The 24,588-nt window shown below is 39.6% G+C and carries 29 protein-coding genes; 20 read left to right on the plus strand and 9 right to left on the minus strand.

Annotation, left to right across the window (positions count from 1 at the left end; genetic code table 11):
• The first annotated feature begins 4 nt into the window (after positions 1–4).
• From ribH to AC1M83_RS05455, 7 genes are all read left to right on the plus strand, one after another.
• Positions 5–475, plus strand: coding sequence for a 6,7-dimethyl-8-ribityllumazine synthase (gene ribH, locus AC1M83_RS05425; protein ID WP_035264832.1), 471 nt, complete (start codon positions 5–7; stop codon positions 473–475).
• A gap of 3 nt (positions 476–478) precedes the next feature.
• A complete protein-coding gene (gene nusB / locus AC1M83_RS05430) occupies positions 479–928 on the plus strand; it encodes a transcription antitermination factor NusB (protein ID WP_035264834.1) in 450 nt (149 codons plus the stop codon).
• 12 nt (positions 929–940) lie between these two features.
• Positions 941–1,870, plus strand: coding sequence for a thiamine-phosphate kinase (gene thiL, locus AC1M83_RS05435; protein ID WP_481590174.1), 930 nt, complete (start codon positions 941–943; stop codon positions 1,868–1,870).
• A 10-nt stretch (positions 1,871–1,880) separates the two neighbouring features.
• A complete protein-coding gene (locus AC1M83_RS05440; RefSeq protein ID WP_481590207.1) occupies positions 1,881–2,357 on the plus strand; it encodes a phosphatidylglycerophosphatase A family protein in 477 nt (158 codons plus the stop codon).
• Positions 2,358–2,383: 26 nt separating this feature from the next.
• Positions 2,384–3,748 (plus strand): bifunctional UDP-N-acetylglucosamine diphosphorylase/glucosamine-1-phosphate N-acetyltransferase GlmU, encoded by a 1,365-nt coding sequence (glmU, locus tag AC1M83_RS05445; RefSeq protein WP_481590175.1) that lies wholly within the window; start codon positions 2,384–2,386, stop codon positions 3,746–3,748.
• A 12-nt stretch (positions 3,749–3,760) separates the two neighbouring features.
• The gene (glmS, locus tag AC1M83_RS05450) at positions 3,761–5,599 is read left to right on the plus strand and encodes a glutamine--fructose-6-phosphate transaminase (isomerizing) (RefSeq protein ID WP_481590176.1); all 1,839 of its coding nucleotides are present in this window, start codon (positions 3,761–3,763) and stop codon (positions 5,597–5,599) included.
• Positions 5,600–5,660: 61 nt separating this feature from the next.
• Entirely contained in the window at positions 5,661–6,125 is a 465-nt protein-coding gene (locus AC1M83_RS05455) for a 2-thiouracil desulfurase family protein (protein ID WP_035264844.1), read from the plus strand.
• Positions 6,126–6,131: 6 nt separating this feature from the next.
• Here the strand turns inward: AC1M83_RS05455 and AC1M83_RS05460 are convergent, their stop codons facing one another.
• From AC1M83_RS05460 to mhpT, 3 genes are all read right to left on the minus strand, one after another.
• Positions 6,132–7,097 (minus strand): bile acid:sodium symporter family protein, encoded by a 966-nt coding sequence (locus AC1M83_RS05460; protein ID WP_481590177.1) that lies wholly within the window; start codon positions 7,095–7,097, stop codon positions 6,132–6,134.
• A gap of 60 nt (positions 7,098–7,157) precedes the next feature.
• Positions 7,158–7,802 (minus strand): bifunctional nicotinamidase/pyrazinamidase, encoded by a 645-nt coding sequence (gene pncA / locus AC1M83_RS05465; RefSeq protein ID WP_481588762.1) that lies wholly within the window; start codon positions 7,800–7,802, stop codon positions 7,158–7,160.
• Between the two features lie 143 nt (positions 7,803–7,945).
• Positions 7,946–9,154 carry a 3-(3-hydroxy-phenyl)propionate transporter MhpT gene (gene mhpT, locus AC1M83_RS05470; RefSeq protein WP_035264856.1) on the minus strand — a complete coding sequence of 403 codons (1,209 nt, stop codon included), beginning with the start codon at positions 9,152–9,154 and terminating at the stop codon, positions 7,946–7,948.
• Positions 9,155–9,835: 681 nt separating this feature from the next.
• On the opposite strand from mhpT, the gene dapA reads away from it, so the two are divergent.
• The 3 genes from dapA to purC are packed head-to-tail and all read left to right on the plus strand — an operon-like array spanning position 9,836 to position 12,115.
• Complete coding sequence (dapA, locus tag AC1M83_RS05475; protein WP_179999608.1) at positions 9,836–10,735, plus strand: 4-hydroxy-tetrahydrodipicolinate synthase; 900 nt, start codon at positions 9,836–9,838, stop codon at positions 10,733–10,735.
• Positions 10,736–10,752: 17 nt separating this feature from the next.
• Positions 10,753–11,358, plus strand: a complete 606-nt coding sequence (locus AC1M83_RS05480; protein WP_481590178.1) for a lipoprotein-34 precursor (NlpB) — start codon at positions 10,753–10,755, stop codon at positions 11,356–11,358.
• A gap of 37 nt (positions 11,359–11,395) precedes the next feature.
• Entirely contained in the window at positions 11,396–12,115 is a 720-nt protein-coding gene (gene purC, locus AC1M83_RS05485; protein ID WP_092766585.1) for a phosphoribosylaminoimidazolesuccinocarboxamide synthase, read from the plus strand.
• A gap of 419 nt (positions 12,116–12,534) precedes the next feature.
• On the opposite strand, the gene AC1M83_RS05490 is transcribed toward purC, so the two are convergent.
• From AC1M83_RS05490 to AC1M83_RS05500, 3 genes are all read right to left on the minus strand, one after another.
• Entirely contained in the window at positions 12,535–13,809 is a 1,275-nt protein-coding gene (locus tag AC1M83_RS05490; protein ID WP_481590179.1) for a replication-associated recombination protein A, read from the minus strand.
• Between the two features lie 102 nt (positions 13,810–13,911).
• Positions 13,912–15,096: a PQQ-dependent sugar dehydrogenase gene (locus AC1M83_RS05495; RefSeq protein ID WP_180028374.1), complete on the minus strand. Its 1,185-nt coding sequence runs from the start codon at positions 15,094–15,096 to the stop codon at positions 13,912–13,914.
• A gap of 110 nt (positions 15,097–15,206) precedes the next feature.
• Positions 15,207–15,659: a YcgN family cysteine cluster protein gene (locus AC1M83_RS05500; RefSeq protein ID WP_481590180.1), complete on the minus strand. Its 453-nt coding sequence runs from the start codon at positions 15,657–15,659 to the stop codon at positions 15,207–15,209.
• 190 nt (positions 15,660–15,849) lie between these two features.
• Here AC1M83_RS05500 and AC1M83_RS05505 point away from each other — a divergent pair, with 190 nt between their 5' ends.
• From AC1M83_RS05505 to AC1M83_RS05535, 7 genes are all read left to right on the plus strand, one after another.
• Positions 15,850–16,008 (plus strand): DUF1328 domain-containing protein, encoded by a 159-nt coding sequence (locus tag AC1M83_RS05505; protein WP_035264869.1) that lies wholly within the window; start codon positions 15,850–15,852, stop codon positions 16,006–16,008.
• Positions 16,009–16,237: 229 nt separating this feature from the next.
• Positions 16,238–16,975, plus strand: coding sequence for a dienelactone hydrolase family protein (locus tag AC1M83_RS05510; protein ID WP_035264872.1), 738 nt, complete (start codon positions 16,238–16,240; stop codon positions 16,973–16,975).
• A gap of 62 nt (positions 16,976–17,037) precedes the next feature.
• Positions 17,038–17,406, plus strand: coding sequence for an HIT family protein (locus AC1M83_RS05515; RefSeq protein ID WP_265596980.1), 369 nt, complete (start codon positions 17,038–17,040; stop codon positions 17,404–17,406).
• A 105-nt stretch (positions 17,407–17,511) separates the two neighbouring features.
• Positions 17,512–18,543, plus strand: a complete 1,032-nt coding sequence (gene mutY / locus AC1M83_RS05520) for an A/G-specific adenine glycosylase (RefSeq protein WP_481590181.1) — start codon at positions 17,512–17,514, stop codon at positions 18,541–18,543.
• A gap of 58 nt (positions 18,544–18,601) precedes the next feature.
• Complete coding sequence (locus AC1M83_RS05525) at positions 18,602–19,126, plus strand: M23 family metallopeptidase (protein WP_035264946.1); 525 nt, start codon at positions 18,602–18,604, stop codon at positions 19,124–19,126.
• Between the two features lie 30 nt (positions 19,127–19,156).
• Complete coding sequence (locus tag AC1M83_RS05530; protein WP_035264881.1) at positions 19,157–19,402, plus strand: hypothetical protein; 246 nt, start codon at positions 19,157–19,159, stop codon at positions 19,400–19,402.
• 18 nt (positions 19,403–19,420) lie between these two features.
• Positions 19,421–19,990, plus strand: coding sequence for a DNA-3-methyladenine glycosylase I (locus tag AC1M83_RS05535; RefSeq protein WP_481590182.1), 570 nt, complete (start codon positions 19,421–19,423; stop codon positions 19,988–19,990).
• A 5-nt stretch (positions 19,991–19,995) separates the two neighbouring features.
• Here the strand turns inward: AC1M83_RS05535 and AC1M83_RS05540 are convergent, their stop codons facing one another.
• Positions 19,996–21,438: an aminotransferase-like domain-containing protein gene (locus AC1M83_RS05540; RefSeq protein WP_481590183.1), complete on the minus strand. Its 1,443-nt coding sequence runs from the start codon at positions 21,436–21,438 to the stop codon at positions 19,996–19,998.
• Between the two features lie 94 nt (positions 21,439–21,532).
• On the opposite strand from AC1M83_RS05540, the gene AC1M83_RS05545 reads away from it, so the two are divergent.
• Positions 21,533–21,943: a hypothetical protein gene (locus AC1M83_RS05545; RefSeq protein ID WP_481590184.1), complete on the plus strand. Its 411-nt coding sequence runs from the start codon at positions 21,533–21,535 to the stop codon at positions 21,941–21,943.
• An 18-nt stretch (positions 21,944–21,961) separates the two neighbouring features.
• On the opposite strand, the gene AC1M83_RS05550 is transcribed toward AC1M83_RS05545, so the two are convergent.
• On the minus strand, positions 21,962–22,612 hold the full coding sequence (locus AC1M83_RS05550) for an START domain-containing protein (RefSeq protein WP_092766592.1): 651 nt from the start codon (positions 22,610–22,612) through the stop codon (positions 21,962–21,964).
• A 55-nt stretch (positions 22,613–22,667) separates the two neighbouring features.
• The gene (gene dapB / locus AC1M83_RS05555; RefSeq protein ID WP_035264896.1) at positions 22,668–23,489 is read right to left on the minus strand and encodes a 4-hydroxy-tetrahydrodipicolinate reductase; all 822 of its coding nucleotides are present in this window, start codon (positions 23,487–23,489) and stop codon (positions 22,668–22,670) included.
• Positions 23,490–23,709: 220 nt separating this feature from the next.
• Between dapB and AC1M83_RS05560 the strand changes: the two genes are divergently transcribed.
• Entirely contained in the window at positions 23,710–23,865 is a 156-nt protein-coding gene (locus AC1M83_RS05560) for a hypothetical protein (RefSeq protein WP_171076739.1), read from the plus strand.
• 280 nt (positions 23,866–24,145) lie between these two features.
• Positions 24,146–24,544, plus strand: a complete 399-nt coding sequence (locus tag AC1M83_RS05565) for an RcnB family protein (RefSeq protein ID WP_481590185.1) — start codon at positions 24,146–24,148, stop codon at positions 24,542–24,544.
• Positions 24,545–24,588 lie beyond the last annotated feature (44 nt).

The following is a 24,588-nucleotide window of genomic DNA, read 5'->3' on the forward strand; positions in this document are numbered from 1 at the left end:
TGCTATGGCGATTCGCCGTATTGAAGGTTTATTACATCTCGCGAGCGAAGATCGTTACGCGATTCTAGTTGGTCGTTTTAACAGCTTTGTTGTTGAACATTTATTAGAAGGTGCAATTGATACATTGCATCGACATGGTGTTAAAGACGATAATATCACTGTCGTTCACGCGCCAGGCGCTTGGGAACTTCCGGTTGTGGCGAAAAAACTCGCAAATTCTGGTAAGTTTGATGCGGTAATTGCACTTGGTGCAGTTATTCGCGGTAGCACTCCTCACTTTGACTTTGTTGCTGGTGAATGTGCAAAAGGCCTTGGTGTTGTTGGTTTAGAAGCTGGTTTACCTGTAATCAATGGCGTATTGACTACAGACAGCATTGAACAAGCCATCGAGCGTTCAGGTACAAAAGCAGGTAATAAAGGTGGTGAAGCTGCCTTGACTGCAATTGAAATGGTTAACTTGCTAAAGGCGATCTAAAGCATGTCGCAGACACTCCAAGCTACTTATGCAGCTAAACGCAAAGCACGTCGTTTTGCTGTACAAGGGATTTATGAATGGCAAATGAGCCACAACCCTGTGCATGAAATTGAAGCACGTACACGTGCTGAAAATGCCATGCATAAAGTGGATCTCAGCTATTATCACGAGTTGCTCACACAAGTGATTGCAAATCATGAAGCATTGGATGCGTTATTAATTCCAGTACTAGATCGTGAGATCTCGGCACTGGACGGCGTTGAATTAGCTACTTTGCGTCTTGGCGCGTATGAATTGAAAGAGCATCTTGAAATTCCATATCGCGTCGTTCTCGATGAAGCAATTGAATTGGCTAAACACTTCGGCGGTGCAGATAGTCACAAATACATCAATGGTGTATTAGACCGTTTGGCACAAAGCCTGCGTGAAGCAGAAAAGCAACAAGCAAAATAAGTTGTTGTTGAAATGGCTGAGTTTTCTATTATTGACACCTATTTCAATCGACCGAGTTATTCTTCAGTCGATTTAGGTGTCGGTGATGACTCAGCCCTGCTCACCCCACCTCCACAGCAACTATTGGTCATTTGTGCCGATACCCTCGTTGCTGGTCGACATTTCCCCATCGATACAGATCCCCATGCGATTGGATGGAAATCTGTAGCTGTGAATCTTTCAGACATTGCAGCCATGGGTGCAAAACCTCAAAGCATTCTCTTGGCATTGAGCCTACCCCAAATTGATCATCACTGGCTAAAAGGGTTTAGTCAGGGTTTGTATGATTGTTGCGATCAATTTGGAGTAAGTTTAATTGGCGGCGACACAACGCAAAGCCCACATCTCACATTATCAGTTACCGCTCTAGGCTGGGTGGATATTGGAAAAGCCGTGCCACGTTCTGGTGCTCAAGCAGGTGATTTAATCTGTGTATCCGGCACTGTCGGTGATGCTGCATTCGGATTAAAATATCCCGATCATGCTTTAAAAAAACGTCTCGATTATCCCACTCCACGTTGTGAACTCGGTCAAGCGCTTAAAGGATTGGCGCATAGTATGATTGACGTATCCGATGGTTTAGCACAAGATCTAGGACATATTCTCAAAGCATCTCATGTTGGTGCCGACCTACACTTAGATCAACTTCCACTTAGTCCTGCCTTACAAGCATTGCCCAATCAACAAAAATGGCAATTGGCTTTAGCAGGTGGTGATGATTATGAATTGTGTTTTACCATTCCTTCACCTGCCTTGGATGAATTAAAAGCTCGACACTGCGATACACCGATCACGGTGATTGGTGTCGTAAAAGAGACTCAGCAATTAGATTTTTATCATCATCAACAACCACAAGAACTAGAATTACAGGGATATCAGCACTTTGCCAAAACAACCAATTAATTTTAAAGCGATGACTTGGTCTGAACGTTTCATTGTTTTTTGTGGCGTTGGATTCGGCTCTGGTTTGGCACCAAAAGCACCGGGTACTTTTGGTTCAGCTTTTGCCTTGTTGTTTATCCCTGCTTTCATGACAATAGGTTTTTTGTATAGCACGATTGCCATAATCGTTATGTCATTGATTGGAATATATATTTGTGGAAGAGCCGCTGATATAATGCGCGTCCATGATGACGGACGAATTGTGTGGGATGAATTTGCGGGGCAATCGATCACGTTTCTCCCTTTAATCTACCTAGGCCTAATGAATTGGGTATGGCTATTGGTCGGTTTTGCACTTTTCCGTCTCTTTGATGTTTGGAAACCTTGGCCGATTCGTGTCATTGATCGTCAAGTCGACGGTGGTTTCGGCATTATGCTTGATGACCTGATCGCAGGTCTGTGGGCAGCACTTTGTATTATAATTTATCTCTATATTGATATGGCTTAAGCCAAGCTCCAAAGAAAGGATGTTGTATGTCAACCACAGTTGTTATTCTTGCTGCAGGTAAAGGGACGCGAATGCGTTCAAAACTACCAAAAGTATTACAGCCTTTAGCAGGACGTCCACTCTTAGGGCATGTCATTGAAACCGCAAAAAAAATACAAGCTGAAAATATTATTACTATTTTCGGTCACGGCGGCGCTCTAGTTAAACAAGCATTTTCGACAGAAAATATTGACTGGGTTGAACAAGCTGAACAACTTGGTACAGGTCACGCTGTTCAAATGACCTTACCTGTATTACCCAAAGATGGTATTTCTTTAATTTTATCCGGTGATGTTCCTTGTATTACAGCCGATACATTACAAAAATTACTTGAAGCAACACAATCTAAAGGTATTGGCTTAGTCACACTTACACTAGACGATGCTTCAGGTTACGGTCGTATCGTGAGAGAAAATGGTAAAATCCAAGCCATTGTTGAACATAAAGATGCTTCTGAAGCGCAACGTTTAATTAAAGAAATTAATACTGGCATTTATGCGGTAAGCAATGCCAAATTGCACGAGTGGTTGCCACGTCTGAATAATAATAATGCGCAAGGCGAATATTATTTAACAGATATCGTAGCAATGGCTATTGACGATGGACTCGAAATTGCTTCAGTTGAACCTGCTTTAGCTTTCGAAGTTGAAGGTGTAAATGATCGTGTGCAATTGGCAGCATTGGAAAGAGAATACCAAAACTACCAAGCGAAATTGCTGATGCAGCAAGGTGTACATTTGATCGACCCGAGTCGTTTCGATCTCCGAGGTTCACTCAAGGTTGGTCAAGATGTACGTATCGATATCAATGTCATTATCGAGGGCGAATGTGAACTTGGTGACAATGTCGAAATCGGTGCAGGATGTGTAATTAAAAACTCCAAAATTGCTGCAGGCACGAAAGTTCAACCATATAGCGTATTTGATTCAGCCATTGTGGGTGAGCAGACTCAAATTGGACCATTCGCACGTTTACGCCCTGGTGCTAAATTGGCAAATGAAGTACACATTGGCAACTTTGTTGAAGTGAAAAACACCACCATTGGTTTAGGATCTAAAGCCAATCATTTTACGTACTTAGGTGATGCTGAAGTGGGTGAGGGTTCAAATATCGGCGCGGGTACGATCACATGTAATTATGATGGTGCCAACAAGTTTAAAACGATCATTGGTGACCAAGCCTTTATAGGTTCAAACAGCTCTTTAGTCGCGCCGGTTAAAATTGGTAATGGTGCAACAGTTGGTGCTGGATCGACGATTACTCGTGATGTGGATGATCATAGTTTAGCCGTAGAACGCTCTAAACAATTTGTGAAAGACAATTATCCACGTCCACAAAAGATTAAGAATTAAGGGGATTACAATATGTGTGGTATCGTCGGCGGTGTAGCAGAACGAAGCGTAACGAATATTCTAATTGAAGGCTTAAAGCGTCTTGAATACCGTGGTTATGACTCAGCGGGATTAGCTTTAATCAATGCAGGTCAAGTTTTACGTGAACGTCGTGTCGGTAAAGTTATCAACCTTGAAGAAGCGGTTTCAGAAGCAGCAATCACTGGCGCGCTTGGTATCGCACATACACGTTGGGCTACTCATGGCAAACCTACAGAAAATAATGCACATCCGCATATATCTGGTCAAGTCGCTGTGGTACATAACGGTATTATTGAAAATTACCAAGAGCTTAAAGATGATCTTGAAGCATTAGGATATGTGTTTACATCCCAAACAGATACTGAAGTTGTTGCACACTTAGTTCATGATGCACTGAAGTCTGCTCCTAACCTGCTTAAAGCCGTTGAACAAGTTGTGCCTCAACTCAAAGGTGCATTTGCACTCGGTATCGTACATACAGATTACCCAAATGAATTGATCACTGTTCGTGAAGGTTCACCGCTCGTGATCGGTGTGGGAATTGGTGAGAACTTTATCAGTTCTGATCAATTGGCCCTATTACCGATTACCAATCGTTTTATATACCTTGAAGAAGGTGATATTGCGCGTTTAACACGTGATACGATTGAAGTCTATGTACAAGGTGAGCGCGTTGAACGCCCTGTCAAAGAACTTGATGCGACAGTGAGTAATGCTTCAAAAGGTGAATATAAGCATTACATGCTGAAAGAAATTTTTGAGCAACCCGAAGCGATCAAGCAAACCATCTCTCAAGCCTTAAATGCCGATCACTTACGTGATGATTTTCTTGCAAATGCTGTAGAAGATTTTTCTCAGATTCAGCAAGTTCAAATCATCGCTTGCGGTACCAGTTACCATGCAGGCATGATCGCAAAATATTGGTTTGAACAACTGATTGATGTACCTTGCCAAGTTGAAATTGCAAGTGAGTTCCGCTATCGCACTCCAGTCATCGTGAACAATACACTCTATGTGTGTATTTCTCAATCAGGTGAAACTGCCGACACATTGGCTGCTCTTCGTGATACACAAAAACGTGCCAAAGCGAAAAATATTAATATCACCACGATGACGATCTGTAACGTTGCAACATCTTCCATGGTGCGTGAAACAGATTACAGCTTATTGACATTAGCAGGTCCAGAAATTGGGGTTGCGTCGACCAAAGCATTCACCACACAACTTGCTGCCTTGATGCTTCTCGTGCTTAAGTTCGGTCAAGTTAAACAAACGATTTCTAATGAACAAGTAACTGAAATCATTACTGGATTGTGGCATACACCTAAAGTGATTCTTGATACATTACAATGTGATAAAGAAATTTTACGCCTATCTGAATTGTTTGTTGAAAAACAACATTGCCTATTTTTAGGTCGTGGAACACAGTTCCCAATCGCGCTTGAAGGAGCGCTTAAACTGAAAGAAATTTCATATATTCATGCTGAAGGTTATGCAGCTGGTGAGTTGAAACACGGCCCATTGGCCTTAGTTGATAATGATATGCCTGTTGTCATTCTTGCTCCTCAGGATGACATGCTTGATAAGCTCAAATCAAATATGGAAGAGGTTCAAGCACGTGGTGGTGAGCTGTTTGTATTTGCAGATGAAAATAGTGGCATTAAGGAGAAAGAGCGCCAACACGTCGTTCAAGTTCCGAGCGTTTCAGCACTATTATCACCAATCGTATACAGTATTCCTGTGCAGCTTTTGTCCTATCATGTCGCTGTACTACGTGGTACCGATGTAGATCAGCCGCGTAACTTAGCTAAGTCAGTTACGGTTGAATAATTCAATTTGATCTACACTTAAAAAGATCGATAATGAAAATTATCGGTCTTTTTTTTATCAAATGAAATATCTTATCAGTGCATGTTTAGTCGGACATCCAGTTCGCTACGATGGTCAACATTGCCTTCAAGAAAAAATTAAAACGCTGATTGATACCGATCAGGCCGTCGTAATCTGCCCTGAAATTTCTGGAGGACTTAGCACTCCCAGAGCCCCTGCTGAAATTCAAAAAGGAACAGGCTCCGATGTTTTGAGTGGTCATGCAAAAGTATTTGATCTTTCGGGAAAAGATGTTACCGAAGCATTTATTTTAGGTGCCAAACAGACCTTAGCTTTTGCGAAAAAACATGGGATTACTCATGCGATTTTGAAAGCTAAAAGTCCATCATGTGGTTTTGGTCAGATTTATGATGGCTCTTTTTCGGGGTCAAAAATAAATGCGGACGGTGTTACAGCAGCGCTTTTAAAGCAACATGGTATTCACATCATGACTGAAAAAGAATTTCTAGATCAGTTAATGAAATAAAATCAGCTACTTAATCACATCATCGTCATATTCATGTTTTTTAAGGTGAGCTTTGTCACGCGTCGCCCAATAACTCGCCAAGATGGGTCCCGAAATATTGTGCCATAAACTAAAAATCGCACTTGGAATTGCTGTAATGGGTGTTGCCGCAAAATGAACCGCAGCTAAAGCAACGCCTAAGCCAGAATTTTGCATCCCTACTTCTATCGAAACTGCTTTAGCATCTGCTTGATTGAGCTGCAATAATTTTGCAGTCCAATAACCTATAAAATATCCTAATCCATTATGTAAAATTACAACAGCAAGGATCAGTAACCCTGACTGTAAAATTTGCACTTTACTTCCAGCAATAATCGCAGCCACAATCAATACAATCGCGATGACTGAAACCATAGGCATCATTGCGATATATCGATCTATTTTTTGCTTAAATAGGCCGCTCACGATCACCCCTAAAATGATAGGGAACAAAATCACTTGCATTACCGATACAAGCATTGCTACCGCATCTATATCGATCCACTGACTCGCTAAGAGATAAAAAATCAATGGTGTCAGCAAAGGTGCTAACATCGTTGAAACTGAGGTACACGCGACGGACAAAGCCACATTTGCCTTTGCCATATAAGCAATGACGTTAGATGCTGTACCTCCGGGACAACATCCAACAAGGAGTACGCCAACGGCAATTTCAGCGGGTAATCGAAATGCTATGCACAAGCCCCATGCCAATAATGGCATCACTATAAATTGAGCACCCACCCCAATGGCAACCGCCTTAGGCTGACTGAGAACACTTTTAAAATCCTTCCACGACAGGGTCATTCCCATGCCAAACATGATAATCCCGAGCATCCAAGTGATATAAGACTTAAGCCAAATAAAAGCTTCTGGCATATACATGGCAATTCCTGCAAAAAGGAGTACCCACAGCGCAAAGGTTTTTTGCAAGAATTGATTGATGGCTTTCATTTAAAAAGTTCACTTATTGGATTAACGACGTATGATCTTGAACCATGACCTTTAAATGGTCTACGCGGAGTGTCTGAGAGTCATCAGTTCTTTGGCGTAAATTCGTTTCACACCTTGTGCAAGCATTTCTTGCCATGCATGTTGCAACGAACCATTTAAATCAATGCCTTTAGTCGCATCTGACACGACATAACTATTAAAACCTAATTTTGCAGCATCAATTGCCGTCCAAGCCACACAAAAATCAGTGGCGATCCCGACAATGAAGACATCACGAATTCCACGCTCACGCAGATAACCTGCTAAGCCAGTCGACGTTCGATGATCAGCTTCTAAAAAGGCAGAATAACTATCAATATGTGGATGAAAACCTTTACGAATGATCAACTGCACTTTGGGTATATTCAAGTCTGGATGAAAATCTGCATCATGTGTACCCTGCACACAATGTGAAGGCCATAACACCTGACGGCCATAAGCTAATTCAATCGTATCATAAGCAGACTTTCCAGGATGATTTTCAAAAAATGAAATATGGTCTTGAGGATGCCAATCTTGGGTAAGGACAACATTGTCAAAATGCCGAGCAAGTGAATTAATGGTTGGAATAATTTGATCTGAATTTGCTACCGCCAAATTTCCCCCAGGGGTAAATCCATTCTGAACATCAACAACGATAAGTGCACTTTGTTGTGGTTGGAACATCCTTTTCAGCTCCCAATATTTTTAAAATTGTTAGGGACTATTGCATAGGATCAAGAGAACTACAATTGCTTGAGTTGAAAATTTGATATCAAAATTCTATAAAAAAAGCCTGCATCAAGCAGGCTTTAATCTATGTTTTTGTCTTAATTCTGGATACGACGTACCAACATTAACATGAAGATTGCAGAAATAATAATACAAGGGATTGCTGCAGAGATTACGCCTGCTGCACCAAATCCAGCCGTTAATAATGATCCTGCAATTGCTGGCCCAAGCATAGCACCGATACGACCTACTGCTGATGCTACACCAACACCTGTACCACGTACTTCTGTTGGGTACACAATACCACCAAATGCGTAAAGCACACCTTGACAGCCAATCACGAAAGCACCAACCAATGCTGAAGCCAAATACATTTGTGTGAGTGAGCTTGCTGCATTCAACGCAAGAAGGCCAGCCAAAATACCACCGTACATTAACAAGATCACATAAGCTTTTTTCCAGCGGTCAGTTAATACACCTAAAATCACAGTACCTACAGTAGCACTTACCATGAAGTAGAATTGCGCTGTCGCACCTTCTTTTCTCGAAAAACCTAATTCTTGGAATAGAGAAGGTAACCAGCTGAGCATGATGTAAACCACCATGAGCGTGAAGAAATAGCTACACCAGATGAACATCGTACGAAGAAGATTCTGTGAATTAAACAAATCTTTAAACGAACCTTGTGGAGCTTCTGCAATTTCAGCTTCAGTTCTATTTTGCGTTTTCAAAAATTCTTTAGATTCAGGTAAGAATTTCATCATCACTGGTATAACAATTAATGGTAATAAACCACCAAGATAGAAAATATTTTTCCAATTAGCACCGAAATCTGTACTTGCAATTAAAGATAAGATCGCAGCACCGACAGGCATACCACAGTACATTAGCCCTACAGCACGACCACGATTTTGTGGGGTTACTGCTTCAGAAGCCAAAGTGATGAGAATTGGCATTGCTGCACCTAGTCCTGCACCTGCAAGGAAACGTACAGCCAATAAACTGTTAAAACTATTTACCCATACCGTACATAAAGTGAATACAGCGAAAACAGCAACAGACCAAATTAAAACTGTTTTACGACCAATACGGTCCGCAATACGCCCACCTACCAGTGCCCCAGGTAACAGACCTAAAATACCAGCACTAAAAAACACACCTAATTGTGAACTATCTAAACCAAAATGTTCACGAATACCCGCAGCTGCAATACCTGCAGCCTGAATATCTAAGCCTTCAATTACTGCAATGAGGAAGCAGATACCTACCGTCAAAATTGCATGTTTGTTACTTACTGATTCTTGCATTGAACTTCCCTCACTCATCAGCATTTGAGTCCGATGCCCGATTATCTATGTAAGTCAATGAAAGTGAGAGTTATCAAATGGTGTAATAAAATGTAATCAAAATAAGATTAAATTTCATACCTCTTGCCAACCAAAATAAATTCTAGTCTTCAAAACGATTAATTATTTTTTTTATTTAAAAAAAAACCAAGAAAAATCTATTATAAAATCTGTAAGTATTAGAATAATTTAACCTTTAAGTAAAAAAATTAAGACGTTTTATAAATTATAATAATCACATAATTTAAAAATTATTAGTTTATTCACCTTTATATACATACATCTTAAATCTGATGTAAGTGATATAAGATATTAATTCAGGGTAAATTGGTCAGATTTTAGTTCGAATTTTCATTTTTATCCGCAATACTTTCATAGACGAACATCTATCTTCACTGTTATTTAAATGCCTAACCATAAGGTCTTAAAATTGCTTTTTTTAAAAAAAGTTACTTGTTTTAACTAAACTTTTTTTTGACTGAAGTGAATTCATATTGTTCTTATTGGTAGCTTAGTTCATAATTTGCATACGCATTATCCAGTATGCAGGCATATTGGATCGTGATATAAATCAAAATACATACCCATCCAAACTTCGCTTCTCAACCTTCACTGGATGGAAAAATAGGATCGTGTTTTAAAATGACTACTCAGCAAGCTCAGGTAATTCAAGGCTCAATCGTCGCAATCGTCACTCCAATGTTTGAAGATGGAACTGTTGATTGGAAGGGTCTCGAGAAGCTTGTTGAATGGCACATTGAACAAGGTACAAACAGTATCGTTGCCGTGGGAACAACAGGTGAAGCTTCGACCTTAAGCATGGCTGAACACACTCAAGTGATCAAAGAAATCATTCGTGTAGCCAATAAACGCATTCCAATTATTGCCGGCACAGGCGCAAACTCAACGCATGAAGCGATTGAGCTTACCAAAGAAGCTAAAGAGCTTGGTGCAGATGCTGCACTTTTAGTAACGCCATATTATAACAAACCGACTCAAGAAGGCTTGTATCAGCATTACAAAGCAATTGCTGAAGCTGTTGATTTACCGCAAATTCTTTATAACGTACCTGGCCGTACTGGCGTTGATATGAGCAATGAAACTGTAGTTCGTCTTGCTGATATTCCTCAAATCGTAGGGATTAAAGATGCAACAGGTGATGTTCCTCGCGGTGCTGAGCTTTTAAAAGCACTTGAAGGCAAAGATATGGTGGTCTATTCAGGTGATGACGCAACAGCATATCAACTGATTGAGCATGGTGCGAAAGGTAATATTTCTGTGACCGCTAACGTTGCTCCAAAGCAAATGAGCCAAGTGTGTGCCGCTGGTTTAGTGGGTGATGCAGCTCAAGCAAAAGCAATTAATGATCAAGTTGCAAATTTACACGAAATTCTATTTTGTGAATCAAACCCAATTCCTGTGAAATGGGCACTTCATGAAATGGGATTAATTGGTACAGGTATCCGTTTACCACTTACTCCATTAGCAGAACAATATCGAGCTTCACTGCGTGATGCATTAAAAGCTGCGAGCATTATTTAAAGAAGAGTTTAACAACTATGCAACTACGTTTTGGTTTACCCCTTGCCCTTTCAGCCCTCAGCATGATCGGTTGTAGTACGATTGGTATCGATAATGGTTCACTCGATTATAAAAAATCTACTGCACAAACCCCGCTTAAATTTCCTGAAGGTTCAATGGTTAGACCAGCAACACCGCTTTATCCAGCGCCTGTTGTTGAACAGCTTGCAATAGACAATGCGCCACAAATGGTTAATAAGCGAGGTAATCGTTTCGAGCTACCTCGTCCTAATGTGGCACCAACCGTTTCTAATCCTGTTGAGACTGAACAATCAACTGCTGTTGGTCGTCCACAACTTTTAACTGATGGAAATGGCAATCCGTTGATCAAAATTGACGGAAATTCTGCTACAATTTGGCAATACACAATCGCCACCCTCAGTAGCCTCAACTACAACTTTGTCAATCAACCTAAGAATCCCCATTCCGCGACAATTCAAGTGGATGGTGAAAGTTTAGTGCTTAAACTGACATCTGTAGGTTCGAGTCATACCTTGGCCGTGTTTACCCCAACTAACGCGTTTGCAGACAAACAAAAAGCTGCGAGCCTGTTAACCCAGATTTATCAAAACTGGCCAGCCTAGTCGTTCTAGGCATATTTTTTCTGAAAAAGGTTCCACCATGTTAAAACAAACCTTGCTCTATACTGGTAAAGCTAAATCCGTTTATGAAACCGATAGTGCAGACCACCTGATTTTAGTCTTTCGTGATGATGCCTCAGCATTTAATGGCGAAAAAATCGAACAGCTAGATCGCAAAGGTAAGGTGAACAACCGTTTTAACGCCTTTATCATGGAAAAACTTGCAGCTGCAGGTATCGAAACTCATTTCGAAAAACTTTTAACACCAAACGAAGTTTTGGTTAAAAAGTTAAACATGATTCCAGTTGAATGTGTAATCCGTAACTATGCAGCTGGTTCGCTTTGCCGTCGTTTGGGTGTTGAAGAAGGTTTAGAACTTACACCACCTACATTTGAATTATTTTTCAAAGATGACGCTTTGGGCGACCCAATGGTGAATGAATCTCAAGCCATTGCTTTAGGTTGGGCTACTGCTGAACAACTTGAGCGTATGAAAGAGTTAACTCACCAAGTAAACGTGGTTTTAAAAGATCTTTTTGCTCAAGGCAACATGCTTTTAGTTGATTTTAAACTTGAATTTGGTGTGTTCCATGACCGTATCGTTCTTGGTGATGAGTTCTCTCCAGATGGTTGCCGTCTATGGGACAAAGATACCAAGAAAAAATTAGATAAAGACCGTTTCCGCCAAGGTTTAGGTGGTGTGGTTGAAGCTTATGAAGAAGTTGCTACACGTATCGGTGTTGACCTTTCTGATATCTAAATCAAAATTTAGATAAAATAAAGCCGAGTCATATGACTCGGCTTTTTTGTATCTGTTGATATTATTTTTATATTTTCAAATTATTGTTATACATTCATTATTTTTGTTAAGTCGCATTACCAATGCTCTCTCCTCATTGGTAATGCTATTAATTTATCGAATCGATATTTAAATAAGATGACAAATCTGGGTCATTGATCATTAAAAAACTCAATTGTTGTTTTTGTTTTTAAATTTACCCCCATTAATCGAATAAATTAATGCTATTTATTAAAATGATCGTTTTTACAATATCACTAAGTTCAACTAATATATTTTTATACCAGGCAACTACAGGAGTTGGTGGCTCAAGAGAGAGACTGTAGTTGCCGACCAGATGAATCGCTTTTCACCCAGCTTCCCATAGAACTGGGCTTTTTTTATTGTTGTTGCTGCTCTTGCTTCCAACGTCGCTGCTGTAAACGCTCTGCTTCGACTTCACGCTTATTACGAGCTGATTCGTACAATTTGGTGCCTTTCAGCTCTGGAGGCATATAATCCTGCAACACGAAATGTTCTGGATAGTGATGTGGATATAAGTAATCTACACCATATCCCTGCTCTTTCATTAACTTGGTTGGAGCATTTCTTAAATGCAATGGAACTGGAAGATTTGACGTACGTTCAGCCAACTCTAATGCTTTATTGATTGCTAAGTAAGTGCTGTTACTTTTCGCGCTTGTGGCCAAATACACTGCACATTGTCCTAAAATAATACGGCATTCTGGCATCCCAACCGCTTGAACGGACCTAAAACACTCCCCAGCCAATAACAACGCATTAGGATTAGAATTTCCAATATCTTCCGAAGCGGCTATCAACATCCGACGCGCAATAAAGACTGGATCTTCCCCCCCTTTTAACATTCTCGCCATCCAATATAGTGCAGCGTCAGGATCACTTCCACGAATTGATTTAATGAATGCTGAGACTAAATCATAGTGCTGCTCACCAGATTTGTCATATCGCGCAATATTTTGTTGAGCTACTTTCACCACGATGGCATTGGTGACAATATTTTCAACATCTGCTTCAAATGTGCTCGCTATGAGATCCAATAAATTCAGTGCTTTACGAGCATCACCTGCGGCAAATTGAATTAATGCATCATATTCTTCGATGTGAATATGACGGTCTTTCAAAAATTGGTCTTGCTTGAGTGCACGTTCAATTAAATGTTGAATATCATGCTCAGATAATGCATTCAGCGTATACACCAGACAGCGCGACAACAAAGCATTATTGACTTCAAAAGAAGGATTTTCTGTGGTTGCACCAACCAGAGTAATCTTGCCTTTTTCTACTGCGCTCAGTAAGGCATCTTGTTGAGATTTATTAAAGCGATGAATTTCATCAATAAAAACCACTGGCGCAATGAGATCGCCACTTTCCCCAATGATTTCTCGAAGCTCTTTAACACCAGTGTTGAGTGCAGACAAGCTAATAAAAGTACGATCTACAGCTTGAGCTAACAATAGCGCAATGGTGGTCTTGCCGACCCCTGGAGGCCCCCAAAAAATAATCGAAGGTAAATGTCCTTGGTCAATCATTTGACGTAAAGGTGCGTCTTCACCAAGTAAATGATCTTGTCCGATAATCTCAGACAAATCACGTGGACGTAAGCGTTCAGGTAGCGGAATTTGTGTATCGGACATATTTTTTATAGATCTCAAAGTGCTGTTGACTAGTCTACTATGTAATAGTCAAATTCCAATATTAATAGTCAAAACAACCATCACTATTCAACATTTTTCATTTTACTCAGATTCGAGTTTTGCTTTTAATTTGAATAAATAAGCTTGCGGTCCATCTTCTATTCCCCAAATTGTGCCATCCTTCGCTTCATGCAAGTCTCGTACTCGAACCCCCATATCCAAGCGCTGAATTTCTCGTACAGGTTCAGATTGTGGATCTACCACAATAATGGCTTTCGATGATAATCCACCGATTAAGGCTTTGTTCTTCCATTGTGGAAAATAGTTAGATTTATAAAAAATCAGACTCGAGGGTGAAATCACTGGAGACCAATCAAGTTTAGGGGCTATAAATTCAGGTCGCGTTTCATGATTCGGAATCTGTTTCCCATCATAGTGATCACCATTAGATACAATTGGATAGCCATAATTCTTACCTTTTTCAATAAGATTGAACTCATCGCCACCTTTAGGGCCCATTTCTGCCACCCACAAACGATTTTGATGATCAAATGCCATACCTAAAGGATTACGATGACCTAAACTCCAAATCTGCGCTGAGACACCACCTTGTTTGGCAAATGGATTAGATTCTTGAGCACGACCATCATCATACAAATATACAATTTTACCTAGATTAGACTGCATATCTTGTGCAGGCTGAAACTTCTGCCGTTCCCCTGAACTAATCCATAAATTCGCTTGCTGGTCAAACACTATACGATGTGCATAATGCCCCTGACCCGACACTTTAGGGACTTGCTCCCATATGCGTTCGATATCCGTCAGTTTCGGTGCTTCGATATTCGATAAATCCAATTTCGCTCGGATTACCACTGCACCAAACAATCCATTTTTTTCTTCGGCATAACTGAGATATAGCCAAGCGTTATTATTGAAATTAGGATGAATCGAAACATCACCTAACCCACCTTGTCCGCCATAAGCAACTTGAGGCACACCAGCCACGTTAAAACTACGTTTTGATTGTGGGTCAAACAACTTAAGTATGCCTGACTTTTCTGTAATTAACAGTTGACCATTTGGTAAAGTTGCAATCGCCCATGGTTCATTAAATAGAGCAATTTTTTCAACTTGATATCGTTGTTCTTGAGCTTTTGAATTCTCGTTTTTGACTGTTGATTCCTGCGGATTCTGTGCTTCAGTGGCTTTATTTTGATTGGCATGACACGCCATTATGATTCCGCTCAAACCAACAATCCAAATTAGTTTTGCAGCTTTTAACATGCCTTTCCCTTTTTAAATCCTTGAATATCAGTCTCAAGGATTAAACGGCAATGATCATTTTAAAAGTGTTTTTATATTACAAAATATGTGTAGTCTAGCAATTGAATGTACTAGCGTACCCACCGCACGATGTATTCATCTATTTCATTTTCATTAACAAGCTGTTCAGATATACAACGACCTGCTACAGATTTTCGAGCACTAATCACACTTTGTTTATTGCCTGTCACCAAGTGATGCCAATTCGGTAGCTTTTTACCTTCATTAATACGTCGATATGCACAACTCGAAGGTAGCCATCGTATTTGTTGTAATTTTTTAGGCGTTAACTGAATACAGTCAGGTACATGCACCTGACGATTTTCATAATCTGAACAATGCCCCGTCTGACAATCTAGAAGTTTGCACGCAACTTTGGTATATGCGATTTCTTCGGTTTCATCATCTTCTAATTTAACCAAACAACACATACCACAACCATCACACAGTGCCTCCCACTCTGCTTGGTTCATTTCAAACAGTGAATAATGTTTCCAAAATTCAGGGCGTAAAGATGTGCTCATGATTCAGCTAAATATCAAAAATTTGAGTCAGTATATCACTAATAATTCTCATAAAATTTCATCAATCTCAGTTACAGTTGATTAACTAAAGAATATCAATACTCTACGTTAAAATACCCTTTGTATACATTTTGCTCAGTTTATTTTCTTATACTGAATGAACATTAATAAAAATTTATGGAGAATCAAAATGTTCCGTTGGGCGATTATTTTTGCAGTGATTGCATTGATAGCAAGTTTGCTAGGGTTTGGTGGTGTAGCAGGCTTATCTAAAGATTTCGCAATTATCTTACTTGTGATTGCAGTGATTCTCGCAATTGTAGGCTTTATCTCAAGAGGCAAAGTCTAGTGTTCTAAATCACTAGATTAAATTGAAAAGACAAGATTGATGAAAAGAAGAAGGTACTCCTTCTTCTTTTTTTATTTCTTTTTATCCGTTCATTGATACGCGTTTTACATATTCCAATCTTTCATAAATTCTCACATTTGATTTTACTTTCTTACTGCAAATTCATCACTTCGGAAAACATTTATGCTTTAATCTTTGCTGATTTTCATAAACGAAAGGACTTTCAATAATGACTTCAGCAATTCAAACAAGAGAAATTCAGTATAAAGCGGCAGATGGTACACAATTGATTGGTTATTTTGCCGCACCTGAAAACTCTTCAGGAGCTGCGGGTATTATTGTAGCCCCAGAGTGGTGGGGTCGTAATGAATATACAGAACAACGTGCTCGAGAACTTGCAGAACAAGGATATGCTGCTTTTGCCATTGATATGTACGGCGACAAAAAGGTAACCACTGAAGCTTCTCAAGCAAATGAGTGGATGATGCAAACTTTCGCACAGCCTGAAACGATTGTACAACGCGCTACAGCTGCGTTAGACACTTTATCTGCACAGCCTGAAGTTGACGCAACTCGATTAGCTGCGATTGGTTTTTGTTACGGCGGAAAAGTTGTTTTAGATCTTGCTCGCTCTGGTGCGAACTTAAAAGCAGTTGCTACCTTCCATGCTAATTTATCTGCGCAAACACCTGCTCAACAAGGTCAAGTAAAAGCTGAAATTCTGGTTTTGCATGGTGAGCTAGATAGCATGGTCACGCTAGATGATGTGGCACAATTTAAAGAAGAAATGTTTGCAGCTCAGGTGCCACATGAGGTCATTATCTTTGAGGATGCAAAACATGGTTTTAGCAATCCACAAGCTGATGAACGGGCAAAAGCCAATGGTGTAGATCTCGGTTATAACGCTGAAGCTGAGGAAAAAAGCTTAGCTGCGATGTATGAGTTACTGTCGCGTCACTTAGATTAATTACTTTCAAAGTTTATTAGCGCTAAGATTATTGAAGAAAGAAGATAAAATATAAGAGGAATATAAGGATGAGTGAACAATGTACTTATTGCAATCACGATGAATATGATGTGATTGATAAAAATGAATTCGGTGTGATTTTGCCAGAACAGCAGCCGTTGACTAAAGGACATTCCGTTATTATTCCTTTACGTCATGTGAGTTCTTTTTTTGAAATTACCGATAAAGAGCGTAAAAGTTTACAGTCGTTGTTAGAACTGGCACGTAACGAGTTAAAAATCCGTCATCATCCGGAAGGCTTTCATATCGCTTTTAATGATGGCAAAGTTTTTGGCGATGAAGAGTCGGAACATTTACACATCCATATTATTCCTCGTTACAAAAACCAACCGCTTAAATTAGATAGTCGTTGGGGCATTATTCAAGAGTAATGTTGATTTTACAAAAAGGCGCAATATGCGCCTTTTTCATGCTTTTTTAAAAGGTCTTTGCCTAGATTGGTTATACTGAGCACAGATTGTATTAATGGTATTTTCATGTTTTCTTTTTCAACTGCGTTACTGGATTGGTTTGATGTACATGGTCGACATGACCTGCCATGGCAAGTCGCAGATGATCCTTACAAAGTTTGGGTCTCTGAAATTATGTTGCAGCAAACCCAAGTGAAAACTGTTCTGAAATACTATGATCGTTTTATTGAGCGCTTTCCGACGGTCACCGATTTAGGTCATGCTACTTGGGATGAAGTTGCTCCTTACTGGGCAGGTCTAGGCTATTATGCGCGTGCTCGCAACCTGCATAAAGCAGCCACAATCGTAAGTCAAAATGGACATTTTCCAGAGACTTTAGAAGCTTGGATGGCCCTGCCAGGAATAGGTAGATCAACTGCTGGTGCATTGATGTCACTTGGATTACGCAAATACGGCGTGATAATGGATGGAAATGTTAAGCGTGTTTTAGCACGTTTCTTTGCCATTGAAGATGATTTATCAAAGCCTGTCCATGAACGTGCAATGTGGGAATTAGCCGAGCAACTCTGTCCTGAACAACGCAACCATGATTACACGCAAGCCATTATGGATTTGGGTGCAACAATTTGTACTCCTAAAAAACCACTTTGCCTGCACTGTCCAATGCAGTCAGAATGCCAAGCTTTAAAGCAGGGTCTGACACAAGAGTTACCATTTAAAAAGCCAAAAAAAGCAGTGCCTATAAAGACTGCGGATGTTTTATTACTGCGAAGTACTGAAAATACATGGTTATGGCAACAACGTCCGCATTCAGGCTTATGGGGTGGTTTATGGACCTTACCCATCATTGATGAAACTTCAGAATTTAGTCAATTGACTCAGCAATATGGTTTGGTGAGTAATCAATTACCAACTCAAATTTCACACAGTTTCACCCACTTTACCTGGTTACTGAATGCACATATTTTCCATGTTGATCTCGACCAGATGGAATACTTCCAAACAGAATTAGGAGGTGAATGGCTCGCTCCACAAGTTGTAACAGAAATGGGCATTCCAACTGCGATGAAAAAATTGATCTCAGCCGTGAAATTGTGACATAGTCGATTCAAATAAGTGTGGCTGTATCAATCAAGGAGTTGGAGTGACTAAGTATTTGCGACATTACATCATCCTAAGTGTAGCTATTTTACTTGTTGCCTGCAGTAGCCAACCTCCAAAACAAACGCCGCTTGACCCAACCCTCGTTGCTCGCTTACATATGCTTCCTTTGGACCGCAAATTACCTATCCCAGTACAAGGTGTAAAAGCGAGACAACTCACTGACACTTGGGGTGCATCACGAAGTCACGGTCGAACACATGAAGGCATTGATATCTTGGCGGCTCGTGGTACAAAAGTTTATAGTGCAACTGATGGAATTGTTCGCAGTATGCGCGATAATAAGCTGGGTGGGAAAGTCATTTGGATTTTAGGACCCGCTGGTTCTTGGCATTATTATGCGCATTTAGATCAGCATAAAAAAGGTCTCAATGAGGGTGACTTTGTGCGACGCGGTGACCATATTGGTTATGTCGGCAATACGGGTAATGCTCGACATACTGCCCCTCATTTACATTATGGAATTTACTTAGATGGTCGCGGTCGAGGCCCTGTCAATCCATACCCTTATTTGCGTTAAATTAAAATTTTTATTTTTTAGGAAGTTTTCATGTCAGAAGCCTTGATTAATCGTCTAGTTGAATTTGCAGAATCTGGCAATCAACAACGTATTGTCTTAAATGGACAAAGCCATCAGGGCTGGATTATGGAAATTACCGAAGAAGCTCTGTTGATTAGCACTGGTTTTGCAGATAAAGCAGGTAAAGATTTCTGGATTAATTTTTCAGATTTAGAACAAGCAGAGTTGTTCTTTTGGGACAATCAAAACGATCAGTGGGTTGCTTTTACCATTTGATCACTTCAGAGCATTCGCATGACGATTCAACGCTGTGGCTGGTGCTCCGATGAGCAGATTTATATTAATTATCACGATCAAGAATGGGGTGTGCCTGTATATGATGAACACACCTTATTTGAAATGCTCTGTTTAGAAGGTCAGCAAGCAGGACTCGCTTGGGTTATTGTTTTAAAAAAACGCGAGCGATATCGATATCATTTCTTTCAATACACCATTGAAGAAATTGCGACTTTTACAGATGAACATTTAATCGAAATAGCACAAGATCCGGGCATAATTCGTCATTTAGGTAAACTAAAGGCGATTCGAGATAATGCTCGAGCATGGTTGAATATGCGCCAAATCATGCCTGATATGGTCAAATGGTTATGGAGTTTTGTAGGGCATCAACCCAAAGTTCATTCTGTGCCAGACTATCGCTTAGCACCAACACAAAGCGAATTAAGCCTGCAACTGTCTAAAACTCTAAAAAAGAATGGTTTTAAATTCGTGGGTCCAACCATTATCTATTCTTATCTGCAAGCGGTAGGAATGATTGATGATCATGAAAATCACTGCTTTAAAAAGCTTACTTTAGCGCCATAATCTTTTTAAGAAGGTGCTTGGGATGATGACCTCATTTTTTGTTTCACCCAATCCGCTAAAAACACGATGGAGTCATGAATTTCATGAGTTAGTTCATGCCCTGCATTTAAGCGAATATAATTTTTATAACGGCGCTCTTCTCCAAAAACATCTCCGGGAACAATGTTAATACCATGTTGACGTGCAGCATAATAGAGTTCTAAACCATCAATATGTGTCGGCAATTGCAGCCATAAAACATAGCCACCATCTGGCTGACTTAAACCAATGTCAATCCCGTGAAAAGCGCTTAATATCGTTTGTCGATATTCATCAACTTGATGATTTAATTTTGGTTTTAATCGGAGTAGATGCTCACGATAGGCTCTACTATACATCAGGTCAGCCAAAGCCAATTGCAAAGGTGTATTCACACTGACATTTTGAATGACGATTTGACGATGCAAATATTTAAGCCTCGGCGGTAAACAAAACCAACCTACTCGATATGCGCTGGACAATGATTTTGATATTGAACTGCATAAAATGACATAGCCTGCTTCATCCCAATGCTTAATCGGTAAAGGTCTTTGTAAATTAAAACTACATTCAGCATAAATATCATCTTCAATCACATAGCATTGATATTGTTCAGCTAATTGCACAATTTTCTGTTTATCATGATTTGAAAGCTCAAATCCTAGTGGATTTTGATAATTCACAGTCAATAGACAGGCTTTGGTATCGGGGTGCTGCATTGCTCTTTCTAAGCGTTCTAAATCAAAACCATCCACATTTGCAGGTATCTCAATCAACTTGCGTTTCAGTGTCCCTAACAACTGTAATTGACCATTAAAATTTGGGGTTGGAATCACAATGCCATCCCCTTCCTTGGTCAAGAGCTGAACCACGAGTGATAACGCAGCCATACAGCCATTGGTGATATAAATCTCGTCTGGATTGATATAAAAACCATCTTCAGCCCAATGGGCTGATAAAGCTTGTCTCAATCTCAAATGCCCTTGTCGATTACTGTAAAGGAAATCTTCTGGTTGACTGTGTTTTAAAGCACGTTGAATTGACTTTCGGATTGCATCTACAGGCACGTGATTTGGAGAGATTTGTACTGCACCTAAATGAATTGATCGATTATTGGTTGAAGACTCCTGTATTTCAATTTGCAAATTTAAGTTACTGATATCCTTTGCTTCAGCTTCAAATTCATGATGATAAGGCAATACTGGCGGATCGTTTCTGGATTTCAAATGTTGAACAAAATAACCCGATTTATTTTTAACAGTGATGAGCCCTTCCGATTCCAATAATGCATAACAATTTTTTGCTGTATTTAAACTGACGGCATGTAATGCTGAAAATTGTCGAAGGGAAATGAGCTTCTGTCCTGAACACAGTTCTCCACTCAGAATTTTCTGTTTGATATGTTTGGCTAAGATTTGATACTGGAACATGAACTGTGCTCATTTTTATAAAATGTGTGTATCTGTATCTATAAACCTAGCAAATTTATGATGGTCTTACAGCTAAAAAAACACAGGAGGCCACATGAACAACGATAAATTATATTTGATATTACCCTTGGTAACACTTATGACAGCTTGCCAACCAGAGCATGCGATCGATCAAGTTGCACTTGAGCAAAAATTTATTTGTACATCATTAATTGATGGCTTCTTGAAAGTGACACACAACAGCCATTATCGTTTTACGAAAAATATTGAATCTCCAGAGCAGCAGAAAATTTACCTTTACACCGTGTCTTCTGATCATGCAGTCAAGCTCAATAGCCCCACACAAAAAAATTTAAATTTTCAATGTGATGATTCCAAAAAACAGACCTACCAAGTTTTTCTATTGGATCAGACGTCTAAGACTAAGCAACCAATTTTGAGTTTTCATTTGCCTCAAGCAGCAGAGTTAAAGCAATTTACAGCTTACACTTTGAAAAATGATTAAATGACTGATATAAAGTCATTATTTCAAAATATCTGGTAACGATATCTGCGCAGATTGAGATTTTGCTAATTCAGTTTTCATTTTTTGCAACATTTGATAAGGCTGCTGTTGTACAAACATATTGGTCACACTTTGTGGAATTGCACCTTCTGGATCCGCATATCCTGAAGTGCTGACCTTCACCTTATTCGGTCCAATCTGTTCAAAGCTCCAGTCTCCAACATAGTGTTGCAGCCGAATATACTGAGGATTCTTCGATTTTCCCGTTTGCGAAGCTTTATTCTTAATATGAACAATACCTTTTGAATCCTTATACATTTTCCCTTGCACAATCAGATCTCGATCTTTCAAAGGAAATGGAAAATCTAACACCATGTAGAGTTTAAATTCCCCTTGCTTCAAATCTTGAGAAATCACCTGTGCTGAACCGACATTGGGTACCCATGATTTTGCATTTTCCACATCCAAAACTATTGCAACGGCTCTTTCGAGTGAAGCATCCACTACTGTTTCAGCACGATAGGACAACACAGGATGATCAGGATTTTGCATCGTCCACACTTTAATATTGTTTTTGTTAATGGTGAGTCGAGAGGCTTCATTGGCTTGAACTTGGCTTGTCAGGCCAATGGCACTGACAAGCAAGCAGATCATAGAAATTTTCTTCATTTTTATTCTTCATATTTCACATTATTATTTAGATGATCACGCAGTATTTTTAAACTTAAACTTTGATATCGTTGAAGCCTAAAACGTCTTTCATGTCATATTTTTTCGGTGCTTTACCGACAACCCAAGCAGCGGCACGTACTGCACCTGCAGCAAAATTCATGCGGTTCGTGGCTTTATGTGTGATTTCTACACGTTCACCTTCACCAATAAACATTACCGTATGTTCACCCACAATATCGCCACCACGAATGGTTTGGAAACCAATACTTTGACGTTCACGAGGACCAGTATGTCCTTCACGGTGATACACCGCATCTTGCTTCAAATCACGACCTAATGCATCAGCAATCGCCTCACCCATCATTAAAGCAGTACCTGATGGCGCATCAACTTTATGACGATGATGTGCTTCGATCACTTCAATATCGACACTGTCACCAAAGACTTTAGATGCTAATTCTAAAAGTTTAATGGATACATTCACGCCTACGGAGTAGTTTGCTGCGTAGACTACAGGAGCAATCGTTGCACTTTCATCTAAAAATGCTTTTTGCTCATCGTTCATTCCTGTCGTACCGATCACTAATGCAACACCAGCCTCACGGCACAGTTTCAAATGCTGTTCAGTTGCAACTGGTGCAGTAAAGTCAATAAATACATCACAATCATTTAAAACATCTTGGATATCACCCACGACTTTCACACCAAGTGTACCAATACCCGCTAATTCGCCTGCATCCGCGCCAATAAGGCTACTGCCTGGACGCTCTACCGCTGCTGCTAATTGATAACCAGCATCTTGAACTGCTTGAATCAATGTACGACCCATACGGCCACCAGCACCTAAAATCCCAATACGCGGAGCGACAGACATAACCTATTCCTAGTGTTGCTTTAAAATTGTTCTTACTATAACAAAAGTCTATACATACGCTAAGTTTATCGATATAAAAAATTATGCTGTCTTTTAAGCATTTGATTTGAACCTTAATCGAATAATTAGATTAAATTAAGAAAAATATTCGGTTTTTTATATTTATAAGTTTTAACTATGATCAATGCCATGAAATTCAACACTTTTATAAGGAAATAATATGGCAGACCAAGCTCGAAAATTATCAACGATCCAAACGATCGAACAGTTACAGTTGGATGCTTCATTAGTTCAAGGTTTAGATCATGCCGAAACTGCGTGGATCATTATCGAAGCTATTCAACAATTGCAGGAATATCATAATCAGTGGCACTGAGATGAAACGGATCAGATGATTTTTCTTATTTAAAAGAAAATCATCTTCTGTGTTATTAAAATATTTACAATTTAAAAATCATATTAGGATTCAAAATTTAAAATTGCTCAAAGCATTGATTGCTCAGCTAAAGCATCGGTTTCTATTTTCATTCCTATTAAAATATGTTCTTATTATCTCGTTATTTTTAATCTAAATTACATTCTATCTTCACAGTTTCTCTGCATTTTTTCAGTACATTAGTGTGAACCCCAATTTATAAGGTCAACGAGGGCGGAATATGAAAAAGATTATGACAGTTTTGACATTATCTTTAAGTGCAATATTTACAGCAAATATTGCCAATGCTGCTCCTTACTCTGATGACTACCAAGATAAAGGTTCACGTGAACGTGGTAAAGGATTTGAGAAACCTACTCAACATGATGCTTCATCAGATCAAGAGTTCCAAGATCGTCGTAAAAACAGAGAAGAGCGTGGCGTAAAACGTTTACGTCAACATAAATGGCAAACTGGCTACGTCATGCCTCAACACTATCGTGGCAATAGTTATAAAACCGAATATAGAGATCATAACCTACCAAAACCTGGTAAAAACCAACAATGGTACAAAGTGAATAATGACTTTATTCTGGTGGATTCAAACAGCAATAGTATTTTGAAAATCCAGCAAGATTAATTTTGACGTTTAAATCGACCCGACTTCATGTCGGGTTTTTTTGT

Source organism: Acinetobacter sp. 25-47-130 (assembly GCF_056779705.1).